The organism is Pseudomonas sp. NPDC087342 (assembly GCF_044744265.1).
In the GTDB taxonomy this organism is placed as follows: Bacteria; Pseudomonadota; Gammaproteobacteria; order Pseudomonadales; family Pseudomonadaceae; genus Aquipseudomonas; species Aquipseudomonas nunensis.
In genome coordinates, this window is sequence record NZ_JBIUXZ010000010.1 from 95,847 (window position 1) to 116,172 (window position 20,326).

At 60.4% G+C, this 20,326-nt stretch carries 20 protein-coding genes and 1 pseudogene; 4 read left to right on the forward strand and 17 right to left on the reverse strand.

Annotated features, from left to right (window positions below; genetic code table 11):
- Nucleotides 1–129: 129 nt before the first annotated feature.
- From pgaD to ACIOYV_RS20430, 11 genes are all read right to left on the reverse strand, one after another.
- Nucleotides 130–657 (reverse strand): poly-beta-1,6-N-acetyl-D-glucosamine biosynthesis protein PgaD, encoded by a 528-nt coding sequence (pgaD, locus tag ACIOYV_RS20380; RefSeq protein ID WP_401326467.1) that lies wholly within the window; start codon nucleotides 655–657, stop codon nucleotides 130–132.
- The gene (gene pgaC, locus ACIOYV_RS20385) at nucleotides 654–2,009 is read right to left on the reverse strand and encodes a poly-beta-1,6-N-acetyl-D-glucosamine synthase (protein WP_401326470.1); all 1,356 of its coding nucleotides are present in this window, start codon (nucleotides 2,007–2,009) and stop codon (nucleotides 654–656) included. The genes pgaD and pgaC overlap by 4 nt, the downstream gene beginning before the upstream one ends.
- A 1-nt stretch (nucleotide 2,010) precedes the next feature.
- Nucleotides 2,011–4,008 carry a poly-beta-1,6-N-acetyl-D-glucosamine N-deacetylase PgaB gene (gene pgaB, locus ACIOYV_RS20390; RefSeq protein ID WP_401326473.1) on the reverse strand — a complete coding sequence of 666 codons (1,998 nt, stop codon included), beginning with the start codon at nucleotides 4,006–4,008 and terminating at the stop codon, nucleotides 2,011–2,013.
- A gap of 12 nt (nucleotides 4,009–4,020) precedes the next feature.
- Nucleotides 4,021–6,501: a poly-beta-1,6 N-acetyl-D-glucosamine export porin PgaA gene (gene pgaA, locus ACIOYV_RS20395; protein WP_401326476.1), complete on the reverse strand. Its 2,481-nt coding sequence runs from the start codon at nucleotides 6,499–6,501 to the stop codon at nucleotides 4,021–4,023.
- A gap of 232 nt (nucleotides 6,502–6,733) precedes the next feature.
- Complete coding sequence (locus ACIOYV_RS20400) at nucleotides 6,734–8,239, reverse strand: YdgA family protein (RefSeq protein WP_265042435.1); 1,506 nt, start codon at nucleotides 8,237–8,239, stop codon at nucleotides 6,734–6,736.
- A 284-nt stretch (nucleotides 8,240–8,523) separates the two neighbouring features.
- The gene (locus ACIOYV_RS20405) at nucleotides 8,524–9,159 is read right to left on the reverse strand and encodes a hypothetical protein (protein WP_054050265.1); all 636 of its coding nucleotides are present in this window, start codon (nucleotides 9,157–9,159) and stop codon (nucleotides 8,524–8,526) included.
- An 82-nt stretch (nucleotides 9,160–9,241) separates the two neighbouring features.
- Nucleotides 9,242–10,690 carry an efflux transporter outer membrane subunit gene (locus ACIOYV_RS20410; RefSeq protein WP_054616590.1) on the reverse strand — a complete coding sequence of 483 codons (1,449 nt, stop codon included), beginning with the start codon at nucleotides 10,688–10,690 and terminating at the stop codon, nucleotides 9,242–9,244.
- Nucleotides 10,687–11,574, reverse strand: a complete 888-nt coding sequence (locus ACIOYV_RS20415; RefSeq protein WP_123516005.1) for an HlyD family secretion protein — start codon at nucleotides 11,572–11,574, stop codon at nucleotides 10,687–10,689. Before ACIOYV_RS20415 ends, ACIOYV_RS20410 begins: the two co-directional genes overlap by 4 nt.
- Nucleotides 11,571–11,780 (reverse strand): DUF1656 domain-containing protein, encoded by a 210-nt coding sequence (locus ACIOYV_RS20420; RefSeq protein ID WP_054050271.1) that lies wholly within the window; start codon nucleotides 11,778–11,780, stop codon nucleotides 11,571–11,573. Before ACIOYV_RS20420 ends, ACIOYV_RS20415 begins: the two co-directional genes overlap by 4 nt.
- Nucleotides 11,777–13,849: an FUSC family protein gene (locus tag ACIOYV_RS20425; RefSeq protein ID WP_401326482.1), complete on the reverse strand. Its 2,073-nt coding sequence runs from the start codon at nucleotides 13,847–13,849 to the stop codon at nucleotides 11,777–11,779. Before ACIOYV_RS20425 ends, ACIOYV_RS20420 begins: the two co-directional genes overlap by 4 nt.
- Entirely contained in the window at nucleotides 13,846–14,274 is a 429-nt protein-coding gene (locus tag ACIOYV_RS20430; RefSeq protein WP_401326485.1) for a MarR family winged helix-turn-helix transcriptional regulator, read from the reverse strand. Before ACIOYV_RS20430 ends, ACIOYV_RS20425 begins: the two co-directional genes overlap by 4 nt.
- A gap of 195 nt (nucleotides 14,275–14,469) precedes the next feature.
- Here ACIOYV_RS20430 and ACIOYV_RS20435 point away from each other — a divergent pair, with 195 nt between their 5' ends.
- Entirely contained in the window at nucleotides 14,470–14,667 is a 198-nt protein-coding gene (locus ACIOYV_RS20435) for a hypothetical protein (protein ID WP_401326488.1), read from the forward strand.
- Here the strand turns inward: ACIOYV_RS20435 and ACIOYV_RS20440 are convergent.
- The 4 genes from ACIOYV_RS20440 to ACIOYV_RS20455 form a co-directional block, all read right to left on the reverse strand.
- Nucleotides 14,664–14,945 carry a type II toxin-antitoxin system RelE/ParE family toxin gene (locus tag ACIOYV_RS20440; RefSeq protein ID WP_169372203.1) on the reverse strand — a complete coding sequence of 94 codons (282 nt, stop codon included), beginning with the start codon at nucleotides 14,943–14,945 and terminating at the stop codon, nucleotides 14,664–14,666. The two genes, ACIOYV_RS20435 and ACIOYV_RS20440, sit on opposite strands and share 4 nt — an antisense overlap.
- The gene (locus tag ACIOYV_RS20445; RefSeq protein ID WP_133840022.1) at nucleotides 14,935–15,180 is read right to left on the reverse strand and encodes a type II toxin-antitoxin system prevent-host-death family antitoxin; all 246 of its coding nucleotides are present in this window, start codon (nucleotides 15,178–15,180) and stop codon (nucleotides 14,935–14,937) included. The genes ACIOYV_RS20440 and ACIOYV_RS20445 overlap by 11 nt, the downstream gene beginning before the upstream one ends.
- 145 nt (nucleotides 15,181–15,325) lie before the next feature.
- The gene (locus tag ACIOYV_RS20450) at nucleotides 15,326–15,571 is read right to left on the reverse strand and encodes a DUF2789 domain-containing protein (protein ID WP_265042432.1); all 246 of its coding nucleotides are present in this window, start codon (nucleotides 15,569–15,571) and stop codon (nucleotides 15,326–15,328) included.
- A 119-nt stretch (nucleotides 15,572–15,690) separates the two neighbouring features.
- Nucleotides 15,691–16,152: an aminoacyl-tRNA deacylase gene (locus ACIOYV_RS20455; protein ID WP_054050281.1), complete on the reverse strand. Its 462-nt coding sequence runs from the start codon at nucleotides 16,150–16,152 to the stop codon at nucleotides 15,691–15,693.
- A gap of 196 nt (nucleotides 16,153–16,348) precedes the next feature.
- Between ACIOYV_RS20455 and ACIOYV_RS20460 the strand changes: the two genes are divergently transcribed.
- The 3 genes and pseudogenes from ACIOYV_RS20460 to ACIOYV_RS20470 all read left to right on the forward strand — a co-directional run bounded on the left by ACIOYV_RS20460 (nucleotide 16,349) and on the right by ACIOYV_RS20470 (nucleotide 18,367).
- Entirely contained in the window at nucleotides 16,349–16,882 is a 534-nt protein-coding gene (locus ACIOYV_RS20460) for an NfeD family protein (RefSeq protein WP_401326493.1), read from the forward strand.
- A gap of 2 nt (nucleotides 16,883–16,884) precedes the next feature.
- Complete coding sequence (locus tag ACIOYV_RS20465; protein WP_054050285.1) at nucleotides 16,885–17,643, forward strand: slipin family protein; 759 nt, start codon at nucleotides 16,885–16,887, stop codon at nucleotides 17,641–17,643.
- A gap of 348 nt (nucleotides 17,644–17,991) precedes the next feature.
- Nucleotides 17,992–18,367: pseudogene (locus tag ACIOYV_RS20470) on the forward strand (DUF6124 family protein).
- Between the two features lie 236 nt (nucleotides 18,368–18,603).
- Here the strand turns inward: ACIOYV_RS20470 and ACIOYV_RS20475 are convergent.
- The gene (locus ACIOYV_RS20475; RefSeq protein ID WP_401326496.1) at nucleotides 18,604–19,548 is read right to left on the reverse strand and encodes a sulfotransferase family protein; all 945 of its coding nucleotides are present in this window, start codon (nucleotides 19,546–19,548) and stop codon (nucleotides 18,604–18,606) included.
- Nucleotides 19,536–20,321, reverse strand: a complete 786-nt coding sequence (locus ACIOYV_RS20480; protein WP_401326499.1) for an aspartyl/asparaginyl beta-hydroxylase domain-containing protein — start codon at nucleotides 20,319–20,321, stop codon at nucleotides 19,536–19,538. The genes ACIOYV_RS20475 and ACIOYV_RS20480 overlap by 13 nt, the downstream gene beginning before the upstream one ends.
- Nucleotides 20,322–20,326 lie beyond the last annotated feature (5 nt).

The following is a 20,326-nucleotide window of genomic DNA, read 5'->3' on the forward strand; positions in this document are numbered from 1 at the left end:
CCCCACCCCCTCTTCCCCGCCACACCCCCCCAACCACCAGCACCCCGCCCCCCCCCCCCCCCCCCCCCCCCCCCCCCCCCCCCCCCCCCCCCCCCCCCCCCCCCGCTCCTACAGGGATTTGTGCCGAGTTTAGAGATGGACCACCGGTTCGCGATTGTCGTCATCCTCAGCCGGCAAGCGAATCACCAACGGATGCTCCAGCGGTGCGAGCCGCGTCACTGGCGGCACCGGATCAATCGGAAAGTAATGCGTCACCACATGGCTCACATCACCCTCCTGGTTGTTGTGAATCGTCATCGAGCCCGGCGTGCGCAATTTCTCCAACCGATCACCGCTCAGCTTGAAGCTTTTGCTCAACCCATGATCATCCACCACCGGTGCCGGCAAACGACGCTGGGCGAAGCTTTTGCTTTTACGATGTTGATAACGCGCCCAGGAAATCAGGATCACCGCGTTCAACACCGCCACCCACAAATAAATCTGCAAGGTGCCGAGGGCATCGAACACTGACGCATCGATGCGAGGGCCGTCGTGGGTATCGATCAGCGGCCACAACCCGCGCACCAACAGATAGAGCAGGCCGATCCAGGCCAGCACCGTGAAGAAGGCATCGATCACGACCAGAAAGGGCCGCTGCCGGGTTCTGATGATTTTCATTTTATGACCTCTTCGTCTTCATCATTCAGCGGTTTGATGCCCCGGTCCGGGCTGACCCAACGCGCGCGTTTCTGATGTTGGCCGAACAGCACTTTGGGGAAGCTGACCAGCGTGGTGAGCAGACTGATGAGCCAGAACATCAAGGGATACCAGACGACCCAGAACATGGTCTTGCCCAGGCCTTTTTCATAACGCCGGTCGATCAAGATGCTGACCGCAAATTGCACCAGGCAGACCATCGCCAGCAGCAACCCGGTAAAGGCTGGTGGCAGCAAATGGTCCACAGCAATTGCAGAAGGCATTTCGATGAATTTGCCCACGGCCCAGAAGATCACCGACAGCAGGAAAGTGAAGGCCCAACCGGTGGACAGGCAGTATTCGAACAGCAGCGGCCACAGGTAGCGGTGGCGGTACTGCCAGATGCCGCGAATGTTCTTGAACAGCACTTCGGCGCCGCCCTGAGCCCAGCGCAGACGTTGCTTCCACAGGCCGCCGAGGGTTTCCGGCATCAGGATCCAGCACAGGGCGCGGGGCTCGTAAAAGATGCTCCAGTGATCCAGTTGCAGTTTCCAACTGATGTCGATGTCTTCGGTGATCATGTCCGGGCTCCAGAAGCCGACCCGATTCAGCGCCGTGCGCCGGAACGCGACGATCACCCCGGAGACGGTAAAGATCCGTCCGAACACCCGCTGCGTACGCTTGATCAAACCAATGATCGAGGAGAACTCGCCGACCTGAACCCGACCCACCAGCGTCGAACGGGTACGGATGCGCGGGTTGCCGGTCACCGCACCGAGGCGTGCGTTATCGAGCATTGGCGCGACCAGATACGCCGCCGTGTTCGGCGCCAACAGCGCGTCACCGTCGATGCACACCAAGTACTCACTACGCGCCGCAATGGCACCCATGCGCAGGGCCACGGCTTTGCCCTGGTTTTCCGCGAGGTGCAGGACCCGCAGGCGGGGATCTTGCGCCGCCAATGCGTCGAGCACGGCGGCGGTGTTGTCCTTGGAACCGTCGTTGATCGCGATCACTTCGATGTTCGGGTAATGCTGGGCCAACGCCGCGTGAATGGTGTCGGCGGCGTTGTCGCCTTCGTTGTAGCAAGGGATCAAGATCGAAATCAGCGGCTCGCCGGCCAATGGCGGCGGCAACGTGTCGTCCTTCCACGGCCAGTGGCGCTCCCAGTGCAGCCAGAAATACAGGCCGCCGGCGATCCACAGCCCGGACATGAACAGCGGATAAAAGAACACGAAGTCCATCAGGAATTGCCCGGTGACCAGGAAGATCAGCCCCAGGGGTATCCCGAGGACGATCGCCAGTACCAGCAGGGCCAAAAGTCTATCCAGCATGTTATGGATTCCACTTGTTGGAGAGCGCGGGCCGTATGGTTTTCAGGTCCGGCTGGTTCTCGAGGAAATTGTCCGGGTAGTAGCCGAAACTGGTGGCGCCCTGACGCTTGAGGCGGCCCATCCAGTCGCTCAGCTGCGCGCCGTCGATGTCGGAATCGGTTTGTTTGGTCCAGTCCTTGGCCTGCAATTCGAACACCGTGCGATTGAGCGCACCGGGACGCGCCTTGACCGTGGCCACCAACGCTTCGAGCCATGGCCCGGATTGCGCGTGGCTTTGTTTCTCCATCAGCGGCATGGCCATCGGTGCCGTCCAGTTGTAGGCGGCAAGGAAGTCGTCGAGGTTCTGCGCAAACCAGGCTTCGCTCTGGGGATTGAGCATCGGCTCGGCGAAGATATTGCGCGCGGTCAGCACCTGCGGCCCGCGAATCGCGCGGACTTTGGCGGTGAGTTCGTTGGTGAAATCGATCAGGTAGCGGCTCTTGAACCGCGTCCAGCGTTGCAGCGTGGCCGGGTCATCACGCAGCGCCGCAATCGAACCCGGCAAACCGTTGGCCGCGTAGACCTTGAGCGCTTCGGGGCTGGCGTCTTCAAAGTCCGAGAGCACCGCGTCATCGTGATAGAGAATCCCGTCCACCGAGGTCAGGCGTGCGACGTCTTCGTAGATTTCACCGATGATTCGTCGCACGTTCGGATCAAAGGGCGACAGGCGTTTGTACTGGTCCGGATCAACCGACGTGTTGCCGGTTTTCGGGTCCCAACGCGTGACGCGCGGCAGCTTGGAATCCAGGGCAAAACTCAGCACCGGCATCCAGGCGAAGACTTGGACGTGAGCGCGAGTACGCAACTGCCAGGCCACGCGGTCGAAGATGTCGGCGCGCACCGGCAAATGGCGGTTCGGGAAGTACAACGAATGCACCAGGCCATCGCCTTGGGGATCGGCGAAAGCTTGCAGGAACACCGTGTTGGCGCCCATGTCGGCCATGCGCTGAATCAGTTTGCCGAGGTTTATTTCCTGCTGCGCCGGGTCGGCGTCGTAGACGTTATCCAGGTCCACATGCACCACGCGCATCGGCGATTCGGCTTGCACCGAAACGATGCTGTTAGCGAAGTGCTCGCCGTCCGGGTCCGAGGCCACCAGGAAGCGCGGGCTGCTCATCAGGTTGTCGAGGGCATCGAGGCCGTCGTCCAGGGTCAGGGCCATTTTGTAGCCCTGCTCGCTGACTACTTGCAGCGAAGTGCCGTCCGCCGCGCCGTACGGCCAGACCCAGATGCGCGGCTTGTAACCGGTGACCTTGCGGATTTTCTCGGTGATGGTCGCGACGTCGCTGCGCATCCGCGCCTGGAATTCGGCCTCGGTTTCGTAGCGACCGTTGACCGCGTCATAGCGACGAGTCGCAGCGGCCGGTTGCAGGTTGCCTTGGGGGTTGGCCAACACGCCTTTGTGGCTGGCATCGGTGTGCGCGGCGATTTCCACCAGACCGGATTTAGAGATCTCGCGGATCTGATCCCAGGTCAGGAAGTCCGAACGCTGGCGCGGTGTGCCGGCGAAATCCACTGGTTGGTTCAGCGGTGTATCGATCCACACCCCGACCGGCGCCAGCAAGGCGTGCCAGTTATAAGCGCGCAACACCGGTAGCACGCGGGTGTAGAAGCTTGAATAGCCGTCGTCGAAACTCAGCAAGATTGCCTTGGGCGGCAGCTCAGCACCGCCATTACGCGCGGCGATGATCTGGTCGACGGTGACCGGTTTGTAGTTGTTCTCCCTTAACCAGGCGAGCTGCTCGATCATGCGCTCGGTGCGCACCGCCACAACAGCCTGGTCCGGATCGCGGTCTTCGACGTCGTGGTAAGCGATGCCAAGCACATGGTTTTTCGGCCACGGCTTTTCGCTGGCCGGCAGCGTGCGCTCGGACGGCGGCGTGAACGCCGGGGCTTGCTGGGCGCAGGCGCTGACCAGCAGCGCTCCCAGCAAAAGGATGAAACGCGAGATAAATGGCATCTTCAAACTCTTCTAGAAGCGGTAAGTGAGGTCGACGAGCAGGCGCAGATCGGTTTCGCGGTCGCCGTCATAGGGCCGGTTGATGACGGTCAACAAGCCGCCCACCTCGAAGACGTCATTCCAGCTGTAGCGCTGGCCGTAACCCAGCAAGCCGATGCCGCCGGTACCGTGATCGCGCTGGCTATAGGTGCCCGCGCCGGCCTGGAATTGCTGGCTCCAGGAGGTTTCGTAGCGGCGATAAAGCACATGGTTGACGTTGACTGTCGGCAGTACGCTGAAGTCGGATTTTGGGTTGAAGTACGGCACGTCCTCGGACGCGGAGTTGTGGCTGGTGCCGACTTCCAGGCCGAGATCGACTTGCACTTTCGGTGCGGTGTAGACGCCCTCGCGTCCGGTGAGCAAGGCTTCGACGCGGTTGTTGCCGTCGCTGAAGTGCGAAGGGCTGACCGCGAGTTTCCACTCGCGGCTTTCATTGGCGCGCCAACGAATGAAACCGCTGCCGCCGTTGGCCGTGACATCGCTGTTCAACGCGCGCAGCGGTGTATCCGCCGAGAGGTAAGCGAGGCTGCCGCCGTACTGCCAGTGATCGTCGATGTCCCGGGCAATCGCCAGGCGCGCGCCCTGCTTGTTGCCGTAACCGAAGTTATGATTGGAGACTTCCGCTTCCAGGGTCATGTCGCGAGTGCGGCGCTCGACACCGAGCCGCTGCGTGCGATCACGACCGGTGCCTTCCTGGAAATCACCGGTGGCGTAACCGACACCGGCGAATACGCGCCAGTCTTCGTCAATGGGCGGGCTGTAGAGCACGGTTTCGATGCCGAAATCCTTGCTGCCGGACACCGCACCGGCGCCGCTGTTGCCACCGCCATAACTCTTGCCGCCATAGCTCTGCACCCGCAGCTCGGCCATGTCATGCACCTCGCGCTGGCGCTGCAAACGCTGGACCTGACGGTTGTCCGGGAAACGCGCACCCACATCGTCGGTCAGCGCGTCCATCTGCCGCCACTCCTGCAAATCCATGGCGGTGTGGGCTTGAGCGACTTCGAGGCCCACGTCTCGCGGGACCATGCTCTCGGTTTCCTTGAGCTGCAATTCCGCGCGGCGCGGCCAGTCCCGGGCCAGGTACAAATCGGACTGGGCCAGGCGCAAGCCAATGTTGCCCGGCGCTTGATCGACCAAGGTTTGCAAACGCTGCTCGCCGGACGGCAGATCGGCGCCGTAGGTCCCGGCCTGGGCGGCGAGTTGTTGTGCATCCATCCATTCATCGTTGGGATTGCCCACCGGCAAGCCCTTGAGTTCGACCCGTGGCTTCTGGGTTTTCGCCAGGTCCTCGGCGACTGTGCGCGCTTCGTCAGCCTTGTCGCTTTCGAGCAGCGCGTAATAGAGCGCAGTGCTGTCTTCGAGGCGATCACCGACGTCGGCGTCTGGTGCGACCAGTACTTGGCGATAGAGGTCCGTGGCGACTTCAGGCTGACGCTGGTCCAGGTAGGACGACGCCACCCAGCGCAGGGCGTAAGTCGGCATCTTCACGCCTTCGCCATTGAGTTTCTGGTATTCGCTGATCACATCAGCGGTGCGTGCACGGGCCTTGAGCGCGCCCATGCGGTCGATACGCCAACGGGTGACGTCGTCGTGAGCCGCCGGGTCCGGGGTCCAGGTGGCGAGCAATTTGTCGTAATCGGCCAACGCCCGATCAGCGATCACATAACGCTCTTTTTCGCTGCGGGTGGCCAGTTCTGCCAAACGCACGCGCTCGGCCGCGAGGTCGCCTTCGATACGACGCAACTGCACCGGATCAATCAATCCGGGGCGTTGCTGAGCCAGGCGCAGGGCCGGTTCCGGCAAGCGCGCACGTTGCAGGGCGAACACGTATTCACGGGCGACTTCCGGTTTGCTGCCGGCGCGGATGAAAGCCTGATCGTATTCGAACAGCGCGTCGTAGTTATTGCCGGCGCGGGTCAAGGCATAGGCCAGGGCCAATCGCCGGGACGGATCCTCGGGTTTAGCAGCCACCAAGGCTCTGGTGCGGGTCACGGCTTCGTCGGGTTTGCCGGCGTCAGCCTGAGTCATGGCCAAACCGAGTTGCAGGTCCGGGTTTTGTGGCTCCAGCGCCAGCGCCTTGTTGTAGAGCCCGGTTGCCGAATCCCAGCGCTTGAGGTTGCGATAGGCTCGGGCCGTGGCGGTCAAGGCCTGAACCGGCAGCACGCGGTTGCGGCCCTGGGTTTCATAGACCTGCACCACTTCGGCGTCCAGGCCGGCCCAACTGGCGATCTGCAAATGATCGCTGACCTGGCTGGTGGTGGCCTGGTTCACCGGCACCTGGCGCAGTACGGTCAGCGCCGGCGCGTAATTGCCCGCACGGGCATCGCGGACCATCTGATCGTAAGGCGTGTCGGCGAACGCCAGCGCCGGCCAGAGCAACTGGCTGCACAGCGCAACGCGAAACAACGGGCGTAAGCCACGATGAATAAAGGGACCAGCAAAACGCGGCATTCGTCAGCATCCTTACACGGCCAGCCGGGTCGCAATGCTCCCCTTGCCCATTCGTAAAAGCCGGGTCGACAGGACCTGGCTAACTTGTCGGGGCGCAGTCTTGCACGCGATTTGGTCAGCTATTCAGAACGCAATATTTATTCAGATTCGTGACATCACTTGGCCCTGTTCAAATCCCGGACAGCAAAACGCCCGGCGTCTGAGGCCGGGCGTTTCTGTGTAACCCTTGGTTTTACTGGACTTGCCCAGCGCCGCCGAGTTTGCCCATCACGAAGCCGACAAACTGCTCGACGGTCATTTTCTGGCCGTTGAATTCCACCTGATTGTTGGCGTAATGCAGTTTTGTGACGACGTCTGAGCCTTCCAGTTTGGCCAGTTGCGTGCCCACGGCCATGCTGCTGAACATGTCGCTGGTGGCGGTTGCCTGATCGACGATGGTCTTGGCGTCGGTCTGGCCATCCGCTTGCGCCTGAATGCTGAGCAGGTCAACCAGCATTGGCTTGGACACTTTGATGTTGATGTCCAGCAACGCGATCAACTGACGGACCAACTGGTCTGGCGGCAGGTCCATGGACGCCGGTTTGGTCAGGTCCAGCACCAGGTTGGCGCGGCTTTCACCGTTGGCAGAGTTGAACGACAGATTCTCCAGAGCAAACTGTGGACCGGCGGCCAAGAGTTTTTCCAGACCGGCCTTCACTTGCTTCTCTTCTTCTGGCGTCAGGTTCAGCTCGGGCGCTGGTTCACCGGCGGCAGCGGCTTTGGCGGCGGCTTGCTCGTACGGCTGCAACTTGGTCTGGTAAATCTCCATCAGCGACATGGTCGACGGGATGTCGAGGTTCTTCAGGCTCATGGCCATCTGAGCCGAACCGACGGTTTTACCGTTGAACGACACTTCGCCGACCTTGTAATCCGCACGCCCGGAAGCGCTGGTGCCGGATTCTTCGGTCTGGTTCTTCATTTCGAATTTGTTGACGCCCACCACCGACTGCTTGGGACCGAAAGTGGTCTTGCTGCTGGTCAGCTCGACGGTGTTTTCGCCGGTGTAGTAGCCGTAAGTGCTTTTGACCAGGTTGCTGGCCACGGTCAGGCCGTTCATCTCGACGGTGACCGGCGCCTGATCTTCCGACACGGTGGTCAGCTTGAGGCTGTCCATGTAGCCGTCGGCCTTGACCTTCTTGGCCTCGGCGCTGGCAGCGATGTCCATGTTCAGACCGGAAAACTTCAGGCTGGACTTGTCATCCAGTGCCACTTCCAGCGGCAGCAATTCGAAAGTGCCGTTGGTGGAATTGTCGTAGCCGATGTTGACCACGCCTTTGACTGGCGACTGGCCGTTGGCGGCAGCGAACCACTTTTCCGTGGTCGAAGTCTTTTCCAGCTCGAAGTGGTTGGTGGCCATGACCGGCAGCCATTTCAACGAAGCCAGGCGCGAGAACGGCAGCGGGCCGTGTTCGACGCGATCGACGAAGAGCAATTCGACCGGTGCTTCACCGAACATCTCGCCTTCGCCCTTCAGGCGATAGTGAGCGGTGCTGCTGAACACGCCACGCTCCAGGGACACCAGTTCCAGGGACGCCGTGCCGTTAGAACCGACCAGCGCGGCTTGCAGTTCTTTGTTGGCGTCGGCGACGGAGGCATTGAGCACGCCTTCGAGTTTAGTGCCGGTGTACCAGGCACCGCCGGCGCTGATTGCACCGATGGCAACGACAATTCCGAGAAGCACGCCTGCTGATTTATTCATGAATTACCCGATCAATGTCCGTTGTTGAAAATGTGGTCGTCTTCCCTGAACCCATGACGGGCCGTGGTCACGACTGCGCAAAAGTGCGATGGAGATTAGCATTTGCGGGGCGAGAGGGCTTAATGATTAAAGGTTAAAGAGTGTCTATGGACCGGTGGCGGGGGTTGAGAGTTTCAGCGCTCATGAAATCGCCTTCGCGGGCAAGCCTCGCTCCTACAGGACGGATGCGATCCACTGTAGGAGCGAGGCTTGCCCGCGAAGGCGTCCGTCCAGCCACCATTGAATCAGGAATACTGCATTTCAATCTCATCCAGCTGATGATCAAAGCTTTTCAGCCGCGCCGTCCACGTATAGACCAGCACTTCAAAATCCCGATTGATCACCGCCCCGCCCGTCACCTCCGCGCGCGGGTCGCAGAAGTCCAGTTGATAGCGTTCGCGGGCCATGGCGTTGGCGACATCGGAGAGTTCGCGGGCGTTGTTGAGCCAGTGCCAGCCTTCTTCGGTGACTTGCTTGTCGAGGGCCAGGCATTGGGTCTTCAAGGCTTCGAGGCTTTTTTCCAGCGGTGTGCCGGTGAGTTCGCCCATGACTTCCTGGAACGTGCGCCCCGGTTGCCAGTAGCTGCCCCAGAAATAGCGATCAAACACTGTTTCGACCCGACGCAGCGCAACCTTGGTATCCCAGATCAGCACCAGGGTCTTGCCTTGTTCGAGGTGTCTTCTTTTGATGCGCGTGCCCTGGACTGAAGCCCAGGCGACCACGACGATGGACATCACGGCAATCAGTGCCGCCGCGCTGTCGAGGAACACCAGCGCCTTGTCGATCTGGTGGGCGAGCATGATGCCGTAGAAATAGGTGGCCGACAGCAACACTAATGCCGCAATAGCGCACCAGAAGCCGGGAGCATAAGGGTTTTTCATTATTAGAGTCCCCATGACCAACGCGAGCCTTGATTGACGGGATCGTCGCGCGATCCCGTCAAGTCAAAGCATAGCAACGGCCTCAGGGTTTGCCGGGCTGTGACGCTTGCGTTCGTCCGCTTTCCCAACCGCCGCCGAGGGCGAGGAACAAATCGATCTGGCTCATCGCGACCTGGGTGTTGGCCGACGCCAGTTGCGCCGTGACATCGGTGTAGGTGCGGGTGGCTTGCAGGTCCGCCAGGAACGACGCGCGGCCAGCCTGGAAGAAGCGGTGAGTCTGATCCGCCGCCAGTTGCGCCGACTGCTCCGCATCGGCCAGGGCATCGCGGCGTTGCAGCAGCGCGGAGTACTGGGCCAGACCGGTTTGCGTCTCGCGGATCGCGTTGAGCACCACGCCGTCAAAGTGCGCCAGCGCGCCTTGGGTCGAGGCTTCGGCTTCGCGGATTCGCGCGCGGGAGCCGTTGGACGGCACGGTCCAGCTCAGCAACGGACCGAAGCCCCAACGATTGGTCTGCGGTTTGCCGAGGTTTTCCAGGGTGCCGACGGTGCCGATCGACGCACCGATGCTGATGTCCGGGTACAACTCTCCGGTAGCGATGCCGATACCGGCGGTCGCGGCGGCCAAACGGCGCTCGGCCTGACGCACATCCGGGCGGCGCTTGAGCAGCGTGGCGCCGTCACCGACCGGCAACAATTGCGCAATCTTCGGCAGTTCGGCGCAACTGGCGGTACCGGCCGGCAGTTGATCCAGCGGTTTGGCCAGCAGCATCGACAAGCGGAACAACCCGGCCTGACGCGACGCCTCATAACGCGGCATGTCGGCGCGCAAGGATTTGAATTGGGTTTGCGAACGGGTGACTTGAGTTTCATCACCACGCCCGGCATCGCGCAGACGCTGGGTCAACGTGGTGCTCTGGGCTTGCAGATCGAGGGAATGCTGGGCGATTTCCTGCTCTTCATTGGCCGCGCAGACTTGGGTGTAAGCCCGAACCACGTCGGCGACCAGGGTGATACGCGCCGTGTCCGCCGCCGCTTGGGTCGCATCGGCATTGGCCTTGGCCGCCTCGATGCCGCGCTGCAAGGTGCCGAACAGATCGAATTGATAAGACGTGGTGATGCCAATGTCGCCGACGTTGGCCACCGGTACTTTCTCAGGCAACAAGAACGCTTCGCCGGACTCCTGCAAACGCTGGGCGCCCATCTTCACGCCGCCGCTCCAGCCGCCCGCAGCCTGGGCTTCATCGACCTGCGCCCGGGCCCGGGACAGGTTCGCCGCCGCCACGCGCAAATCGGTGTTGGAGGCCATGGCCTGCTCCACCAACTGGTCGAGACGCGGGTCCTGATACAAGCGCCACCAATCACTGGGCACCGGCGCCGAAACCACATCTTTGTCGTTCGTCGCCAGGTTGCCCTGCAAGTCTTCGCGGTGCACGGCGGCTTCATCCGGCAAGTGATAATCCGGCCCGACCACCTGACACGCCGACAGCAACAGGCCTAAACCGGCCACCGCCAAAGCCGAGGCTTTGCTCATTTCGCGGGCTCCTCGGTTTTATCGTCGATGATCGACACCGTCGCGGTACGCCCGGCAATCATGCGGAAATCCGCCGGTACGTCGTCGAAGGCGATCCGCACCGGAATCCGCTGAGCCAGCCGCACCCAACTGAACGCCGGGTTGACGTTGGGCAACAGGTTGCTGCCACTGCTGCGGTCGCGGTCTTCGATGCCGGCGACGATGCTTTCCACATGCCCGCGCAAGCGAGCGCGGTCGCCGATCACGCGGATATCCACGCCTTGGCCGACGTGAATGCCGTCGAGTTTGGTTTCTTCGAAATAGCCGTCGATGTGGAATGAATTGCTGTCCACCACCGACAACACCGGACGCCCGGCGGTCACGAATTCCTGAGCGCGAGGCGCACGGTCGTTGATGTAGCCGTCCACCGGGCTGCGGATGGTCGAGCGGTCGAGGTTGAGCTGGGCGCTGTCCACCGTCACCAGCGCTTCGGACAACGCCGACTGCGCACGGGCGACTTTCGACAGGCTTTCTTCCAGTTGTTCGCCCGGCACCAGATTGCCGAGGCCACGATTACGCTTGGCCTCGCGCTGGGCCTGGGCCAGAGTTTCTTCGCGATCCGCCACGGCGGCTTTCGCCTGGCGCAGGGCCAGTTTGAAACGGTCCTGGTCGATGCTGAACAGCACTTGGCCGCGCTGCACCAACTGGTTGTCGCGCACCTGCACTTGCTGGATCAGGCCGGACACGTCCGGGGCGATCTGCACGATGTCGGCACGGATGTGCCCGTCACGGGTCCAGGGCGCGAACATGTAATACATCACCATGCGCCAGACCACGACAACGGCGAAGCTCACGATCAGCAGGGTCAGCAGGACGCGACCAATGGTCAAAAAAGGTTTTTTCATGTCATCAGGTATCGACTGAGTGAGTCCACGGCGCCGAGCAGCAAAGCGTAGAGAGCCACGTTGAACAATGCCCGGTGCCAGACCAGACGGTAAAAGTGCAGGCGCGTGAGCACCCCGTGCACCAACAGGTAAAACAGGTAGGTAATGCCCATCAGCACCAGCAGCGTGGGCAGGAATACACCGCTGATATCCAGATCACCGATCATAAAGGCGCTCCATCGATGCCATGGGGAAGCGGTTCTTCGAGTGCGCTGGTGCCGACGAATTCAACACCGGGCAGCAACGCCAGGCGCAATCCGCTCAAGGCGTGCAGCAAATGTAGCCGGGCGCCGTCGTCGCACTCGGTGTTGAGGGCGCGGCGGGTGCGGTCGAGGGTCATCAACAACGGACTCGGTGCCGGCAAACGCTCGCCGGCTTTGAGGCACGCCTTGAAGTACTCGCCGACTTCCGCCACCACTTGATGCAGCAACACTTGCGGCACGCCGAGCACTCGCGGGGTGTAGGCCAGCAGGTCAAGCAGGTTCAGCGCCACGCGCACTTCGCGCAGGGCGACGCCGGTGTCCTGGCCGATCAAGCCCAGACGCGGCAGGTGCTGCATCAAGCGATCGAGCATCCGCACGCCCAACTTGCGGTGTTCGGACAAAGTCGCCGGCTCAGTGAGGCTGACGATGTCGCGCCAACTAAAACGGGTCAGGCGCTTGGCCGCCAGTTCCGCGCCGAACGGTCGCGCAATCAGCGTCCAGACAAAGGCGAACAGCAAGCCAATCGGCCCGGCCAGGTTGGAGTTGGCGAAGCTGAGGAAATCTGCGTCGTAGGCACCCTGGATACTGATGAAGGACGAGGTATTCACCAGCGTCAGCAGCATGCCCAGGTAAAACTGCGGCTTGACCGTCAGCGTGCCGATGCAGATAAACGGCACGGCAAACGCCAGCACCAGCATCGGAAAGTCATGCAGGTTGGGCAGGACCAGAAACAGGTAAAGACTGGCGAACAACACCGACATCGCGGTCCAGAAAAAGAACCGGAAAATCTGCGGCGCCGGGTCGTCCATCGAGGCGAAGAAACTGCACGCCACCGCCGCCAGAATCACCGCGCTGCCGCCATCGGTCCAGCCGAGCAGAATCCACAGCACCGAGGCGACAATGATCGCGCTGACCGTGGACATGGCCGAATAGAACATCAGGCCACGGTCGAGAAACGGCGTCAGCCGACCGAGACGCCAGTGTCGATACACCGCACGCCAGTTGTCCTGGCTTTCGCACTGGATGGCGTATTGCAGGCTGCGGCAGTCTTGCCACAAATCGATCCACTCGCCGAGGCGATACAATGCGTTGGAGAACAGCAGCTGTTTGCGATCGTCCAGCGCTTCGGAGCTCGGTTGCAGCGCTTCTAGCTGGTCTTTCAGCGCCTGCCAACGGTCGAGGTCAGCGTCTTTGTGCTCAAGCCATTCAGTGGTCGCGGCCAGCAGTGGCGCGAACTTATCCACAAGCTCAGGCGTGCGCCGTTCCAAAGCGTAGAGCGCATCATCGAGGGCATCGATCACCGGCAGCAGGTGGATCATCCGTCCACGCAATTCCTTGGTATTACGCACCGTTTGCGGCCGCGCGCCTTCGTGGGGCAACTGGCCGATCATCAACTCCAGGCTGTTGAACGTCGTGACCATCGCCGAACGCAGGGCGCTGACTTCTTCCGGCTGCACGTTGCGACTGAGAAACCGCAGGCTGTAAGTCGAGGCATCGGCGAACCATTTATTCACCGAGTCGTTGAACACCGGCGCCAGACGTCGGGGCCAGAACATCGCACCAACCACCGCCGCCACGGCGATGCCGAGGAAGATTTCTTCGGTCCGTGCCTCGGCGATGTCCCACACCGCCAGCGGGTTATCCAGCACTGGCAGGGCGATCAGCGGCAAGGTGTAACCGGCGAGCATCAACGCGTAGCTGTTGGCGGTGCGCAGGTGCAGGGACAGAAACAGCAAGGTCCCGGTCCACAACGCGATGATCACCACCAGCACCCAAGGGCTCTGGACAAACATCGGCACAAAAAACACCGCCGCCGCCGCGCCCATGAACGTACCGACCGCGCGATACAGCGCCTTGGAACTGGTCGGGCCGACAAACGGGCTGGAAACGATATACACCGTGGCCATCGCCCAATACGGACGCGGCATTTGCATGAGCATGGCGATGTACAGCGCGGTCATCGACGCAGCGAAAGTACGCACGCCGTAGAACCAGTCCCGCGCCGGGGGTATGCCTGTCCAGAAACCGCTCAAGACTGGATCACCGACGGATAACTCGCGGCTTCAAACGCTCTGAGCACACGTAGTGCTGCTTCCAGATCACTCTGGTCAATACCTTCCAGCACTTCATGACGCAGACGTACCAACTCGACTTCGACGGCTTGCACCAGCTCCCGACCGGAGTCGGTCAGGCTCAGGCACTTGGCGCGGCGGTCATGGGCGTCTTCCGTCCGGCGCACGTAGCCCGAATGGCACAACTGATCGAGCAAACGCACCAGCGACGGACTCTCCATCCCCGCCGCCTGCGCCACCGTCACCTGCCGCACACCCTCCCCCAAACGCCCGATCATCAACAACGGGACGGCGCAGGCTTCGGAGATTCCATAATTGACCAGCGTGGTCTGGCAGATCTTCCGCCAATGCCTGGCGGCCACCACCATGGCACTGCTGATGTTCATCTGGAGAGCGTCGAGGTTTTTTGGCACGGGGGAATGACACACTGTTAGTTTGCTAACTATCAATATCGCATTCGAGGGAAAGGGCGGTCAAGTTTTGAAACAAATTCGTGGAAGGGCATCACGCATGGTCCAGGCAGGAATCGCCGTAGCATTCGTAACCTCATAACGCCCTACGTCCCGACCGAGGCTGAATCAATGACTAAAATCTCTGCATCAAAACTCGATAACACCTTGGATCCCGCAGTTTCAAAGCACTACCTCAGTTTCCTGCAAAGGAAAGTAGACAAGGCAAGGTTATCGCTGAAGGGCGAATGCTTCAGCAATGAAGAGATCGAAAGTGAATTTTCCGCGAGACGGGCGCAAGCGGCAAAGTCAGCAGGTCAGGATAGTTAGCGCTGTTTTGCTCGGTCGTAGACAGCGCTGCGCTCACGCTTGCCAACTGCCACCACGGAAACCACCACACGCTCATCAATAACCTCGTACACCAATCTGTACCCCGCCGACCTCAACTTGATTTTGTAGCAGTCAGGCATGCCGTGTAGCGAATCCGACGGCACTCGCGGGAGCTCGAGTCGCTCTGCCAGTTTCTTTTTGAATTGTTCGCGCAGCGTATGACCCAGTTTGTCCCACTCCTTGCGTGCGGACGGCAGGAACTCAAGCTTATAGGTCATCCAGATTTACCGGGATCGGTGTTTCATGCCTACGTGAGCGAACAATTTCCGCCAACTCAAGATCATCGAGGCGTTCCATCATGGATTCGAAAACATCGGCCGGAACCATATAACCCATGACGCGATTGTGATTCAGCACTGCCACAGGCCCACCATGGGCGCCGTTCAGTACCGCTGATGGATTTTTCTTTAACTCAGACACGCTGACAGCAATGTCGGCCAGAACATTTTGCATAATTAAGACCTCAATTAAGGTCGTTATTCTGGTCTATTGATCCCCACTGAGCAACTCAGAAAAAACTTACTGCACGGCCTTAGCCTCAGATTTTTTTACCACTCACCAGATTTTTTTACATTTCGCCCTTTTCTCCCTGATTTTTTTACACCCCCCGCCCCTTCCTCATCAACACATCCAACTGATCCACCACCTCCGCCCAATCCGCATCATCCAGAATCTCGTCCCGCAAAAAGGCAGCTTGGCTTTCGGTCCAGAAAAACGCGTCTGCCAAGTGCAGTTCCGGTTTGAGTGGTGAATGGGTGGCGATGAATTGGTCGATGCTGACCGGGTCGTTGGGCAGGCCGAGTTGTTTGAACAGGGAGGGCAGGCTGTGGGTTGGGGATTCCATGTTGGGCTCCTGGGTGATTGGGAAAATTGTTCGCGGGCAAGCCTCGCTCCTACAGGAGAACGCGATCCCTTGTAGGAGCGAGGCTTGCCCGCGAAGGCTATATCACTGACACCGTAAACCTAATGACTCAACTCGCAAACCTCCGCATGCGGCACCATTTTCAGGAACTCCGGCATGCTCATGTGCAGCAGGTTGTTGTGGTTGCCGGCTTCCAGATAAATATCTTTCTGCCGGGTCAGCAACGGGTCGATCAGCATGTCCAGGCCATAGGATTCACCCAGCGCCGGCACCGCGCCGCGTTCGCAGTCGTTGAACAGGTGCGCCAAAGTGCTTTCCCGGGTGATTTGCCATTCGCCACTGCCGCGTACTTTGCTCAGGTCCAGGTGACGGCTGGCGGGGAGCACGGCCATCAGGTAATGCCCGTGGTGGTCGTCGAGGATCACCGATTTGGCCACCCGTTCGGCAGGAATGCCCGACACGCGAGCCGTTTCGAGGCTGCTGGCCGAGTGCGGGTGGGTGACGATGTCGAATTCGCATTGAGCCCGATTCAGGCTGTCCTGCACGGTTCTTGCCATACGCATGATGCACCTCGGTGTCCGCTGCAACGAAAAACGGACGATGGTTAACGCTGTTTCTTCCACTAAAAGTCTAGGCCCGCCGACGCCTTCGCGTGGGAAATCTGCCCGTCGGAATCACGGCAAAAACTGGTCAAAATTCGTACAACTCACAGCTCAGCTAGACTCAATACAGAACCACCCGACTCTCGCGGAGGGTCACGTGAACATTCGTTGCTGTGCTGTGGCGTTGTTGTTGGCTTTGAGCGGATCTGTATTCGCGGCGGACACGGTTTTCCTGTTCGCACCCGATCCCCTCGGGATGTGGCTGATCGTGTTTGGCGTCGCGTTTCTGGTGGCCGAGGCGACCTTGCCTAATTACGGCGTGATCGGGCTCGGCGGGCTGGTGATGTTCGTCGCTGGCGCGGTGATCCTGAGCAATACCGAGGTGCCCGTGCCGCTGATGATCGGTCTGGGACTGATCAGCATTCTGCTGCTGATTTTCCTGGTGATTCACGCCCTGAAAACCCGCCCGCGCCGCATCGTCAGCGGCGATGCCGGACTGGTGGGCAGCGTGACGCCGGTGATGGCGTTGCAGGCCAACAGTGCCTACAACGGCTGGGTGCATTTGCAAGGCGAAAAATGGCAAGTGCTCAGCGCCACGCCGCTGCAACCGGGGCAGAACGTCCGGGTCGTGGGGCGCAAGGGATTACTGCTACAAGTGGCCGCGGCTGACGCGGCGCCGGCGGGAGAATAACCATGGGCCTGCAACTGGGTTTTGCCGCGCTGCTGCTGTTGGTGATTGCGCTGGCGGGGTCGACCTTTCGCATCCTGCGTGAATACGAGCGCGGCGTGGTGTTCCAGCTCGGACGCTTCTGGCAGGTCAAGGGTCCCGGCCTGATTTTGCTGATTCCGGCGGTGCAGCAAATGGTCCGCGTCGACCTGCGGACCATCGTCCTCGACGTCCCGCCTCAGGACGTGATCACTCGTGACAACGTCTCGGTGAAGGTCAACGCCGTGCTGTACTTCCGCGTGCTCGATCCGCAGAAAGCGATTATCCAGGTTGAAGACTTCCTCATGGCCACCAGCCAACTGGCGCAGACCACGTTGCGCGCGGTGCTGGGGAAACATGAGCTGGATGAATTGCTGGCCGAGCGCGAACGGCTGAACGTCGATATCCAGCAAGTGCTCGACGCCCAGACGGACAACTGGGGGATCAAGGTGGCCAACGTTGAAATCAAGCACGTGGACCTTAATGAATCGATGGTGCGCGCCATCGCCAAACAAGCCGAGGCCGAGCGGGAACGGCGGGCCAAGGTGATTCACGCCGAGGGCGAATTGCAGGCTTCGGAAAAATTGATGCAAGCGGCGGAAATGCTCGGGCGTCAGCCGGGGGCGATGCAGTTGCGGTACATGCAGACGTTGAGTTCGATTGCCGGGGACAAGAGTTCGACGATTGTCTTTCCGTTGCCGATTGAATTGCTCAAGGGGATGGCGGATTTGTCATCGAAACCCTAGAGGCCCAGCGTCCGGCAATCCCGTCGGAGATTTCCTTCAAGTTGTAGCGGCATTGGTGAACTTGTTCTGGTCCGGAGCCAGGTCTAGTCTGGCTTTGTCACTGAATAAACGGTGACACGGACGTGCAAGTCCGGGTAAAAACACCAACAATTCCTAGCCTATAGGTATTCATCGAGCACTTTGTGTTCGCTGTCCTCGCTTTATGGCGGCTGTGTGTGGGAGATCTTCGGATCTGCCGAGGTTTTGTTGGTCGGTCTCTTACTCGGTCTTGCACCCCGCACATAGCTGCCACCCTACCTTCGCGTGCAAGCGGACCGGGTCAGCGTCTTTTACATAAAGAGGCTAATCATGTTCAAAGAGACTCCAAATCCTCCAGAAAACTCTGGAACCGATTCCCCTGAAGCACTCGACGCAAAAAAAATGAAAGAAGCCGCCGACCGCGCCTTCGCCCATCACTTCCCCCCCGGCCGAAGAAAAACGATCCAAGCGCCGTAAATACCACCTCTTCGCCGTAGCCGAGGGTATCAACGACCCCGAAGTCATGCTGGCCAATGCTTCCGAAGACTTGATGTCCATCAGCGCGATTGCGGCGGATTTAGCGGACGATGTCGAAGGCACACGCCGTTCAGTAGTCCTGGCGATCAGCCGTCTATCAGATGGCGTTCAATTGTTGGTGGAGCGGGTGCTGGATCACCATGAGGCGATGGCTGAGGCCAAGGTTTAGCCGTTAAATTTTCGGTGATTTGAAGGGCGCCTTCGCGGGCAAGCCTTGCTCCTACAAGGACAGCGCAAACCCTGTAGGAGCGAGGCTTGCCCGCGAAGGGGCCATAAGCTTCAACATCCATGCAGGCCGACACACCGCTTTCGCGAGCAGGCTCGCTCCCACAGGGGATTGAGGTCGGACACACGATTTGTACTCACTGAAGATCACCTGTGGGAGCGAGCTTGCTCGCGATGGCGTCAGATCAGCCGATCATTTTCCAGCGCCTCATACGGCCCTCGCGCCAAACACTCCACCCGCTCAACCAACAGCGCCGAAGCCTCGCGACGCTTGCTGTCAGTGTCCCCGACAAACGCTTCCGAAGGCTGTTTCGCATGCCGCCCCACCGCCGCAAACACCTGCTCTCGCCGCACATCATCCAGCCCAAAAAACCCGGCCAACCGCCCCGCCATCGCCCCCGGCAACTCACTGTAATTCACCGCCAACCCACCAAACTCACGGCATTGCGCCAACCCCAATTCCAACAACCGCCCCAACCGTCGCGCGATGTAATCCTCGCGGCCGTCGAATGGCTGATCATCATCCAACCCGCTAGCCCCAATCATCCCCGGCACCATATGCATCCCCGGCCGGCGCAGATGGGAAACGGCAATTTCCAGCGGATCGCGGTACAGAAACATCCACGGCGTGTCGGGAAAACACTCACGCAACAGCGGTAATTCAGCAATGTTCCACGCATCGAGTTTGATCACCAACCGTTGCTCCAAACCTACGCGACGCTGGCCATAAGCGGACAACAACCCTTCAATCGCCCTACGCCGTTCAGCCGCCGGCAAATCACTGCGCAGCAACGCATCGAGCGGCGGCGCTTCGCTGATAACGATGTGATCATCCAGCCGCGCAAGCATCTGACTGATCAACGTCGACCCGCACCGCGACGCGTGAAAGATAAACGCACTCGGCGCCAATCCAGGGCTCGTCACCTGCCAATCATTAAGAACAGCCAACGGCGTTTGCCGGCGAAACGCCTGGTTGAACGGCAACCGCAGCGCATCGTCCACGGCCTCTCGAAAAAACGGCTGATGCAGCGGCGTATCACCGAACCAACACCAATCCACCAGCCACTCACCAGCCTGCTGCCAGACCCGAATCGGCAACCAACCTTCCAGGTTCAGGCGTTCCATTGTTCATTCCATTGGCGACGACCGTTGCGCATCGCGGCGCGCAGTTCTTCGCGGGAAAACACCAGACCTCGCTCAGCCGCCATCTCTAAAACACAGACGACGAAAACCTCAGTGTCCGCCAAGCCCTGCAACGTCTGCGACAGCTGCGGATCACTCGCCACTAGGCGCTGAAATTGCAGTAAAGCGCCTTCCCCAACGTCAGGCGCAGGCGTAGTCGGCAGGCCCTCGATTATCGCCTGTTCCAACCAAGGACCGGGACGGCAATCGAGCACCAGATGAACCCGCGCCGAACAATCGCGATTGTCCACGCGATGCGGTCGCGATAAATCGAGAAACCAACACTCGCCCGCCGTCATTGGCATGCGTTGACCATCAAGCATAAAGTCCACCTGAGGCGGACTCAGCAGCGGAATATGCAGGCGCAAATCGGCCCCCGGCTCGCCCAGGTCATAGTCGCGATGCTCATGGATTTGCCCGCCCGGACCGAGCCGCAACAGGCGCGCCGAGACAATGTCCAGCGGCAGGTCGCGCAAGCCTTGCTGCCACCGCACATCCCGCCGCCACGGCGCACGCACCTGCGGTTCACCTAGACCCGGCGAGAGTTCAGTCAACGCATCCGCCGCCGAAATCAGCGCCACGCCGCTCCAGTCGCCAGCGAAGTAAGCCGTGTTGAAATGACCGTGCCACTCGTCTTCGCCAATCGCCGCCAATGCCTGCAACAGCAACGGTAGATCCACCGTTACTGGCAGGCGAGAGAACGCCGCGCGGCTCATCACGC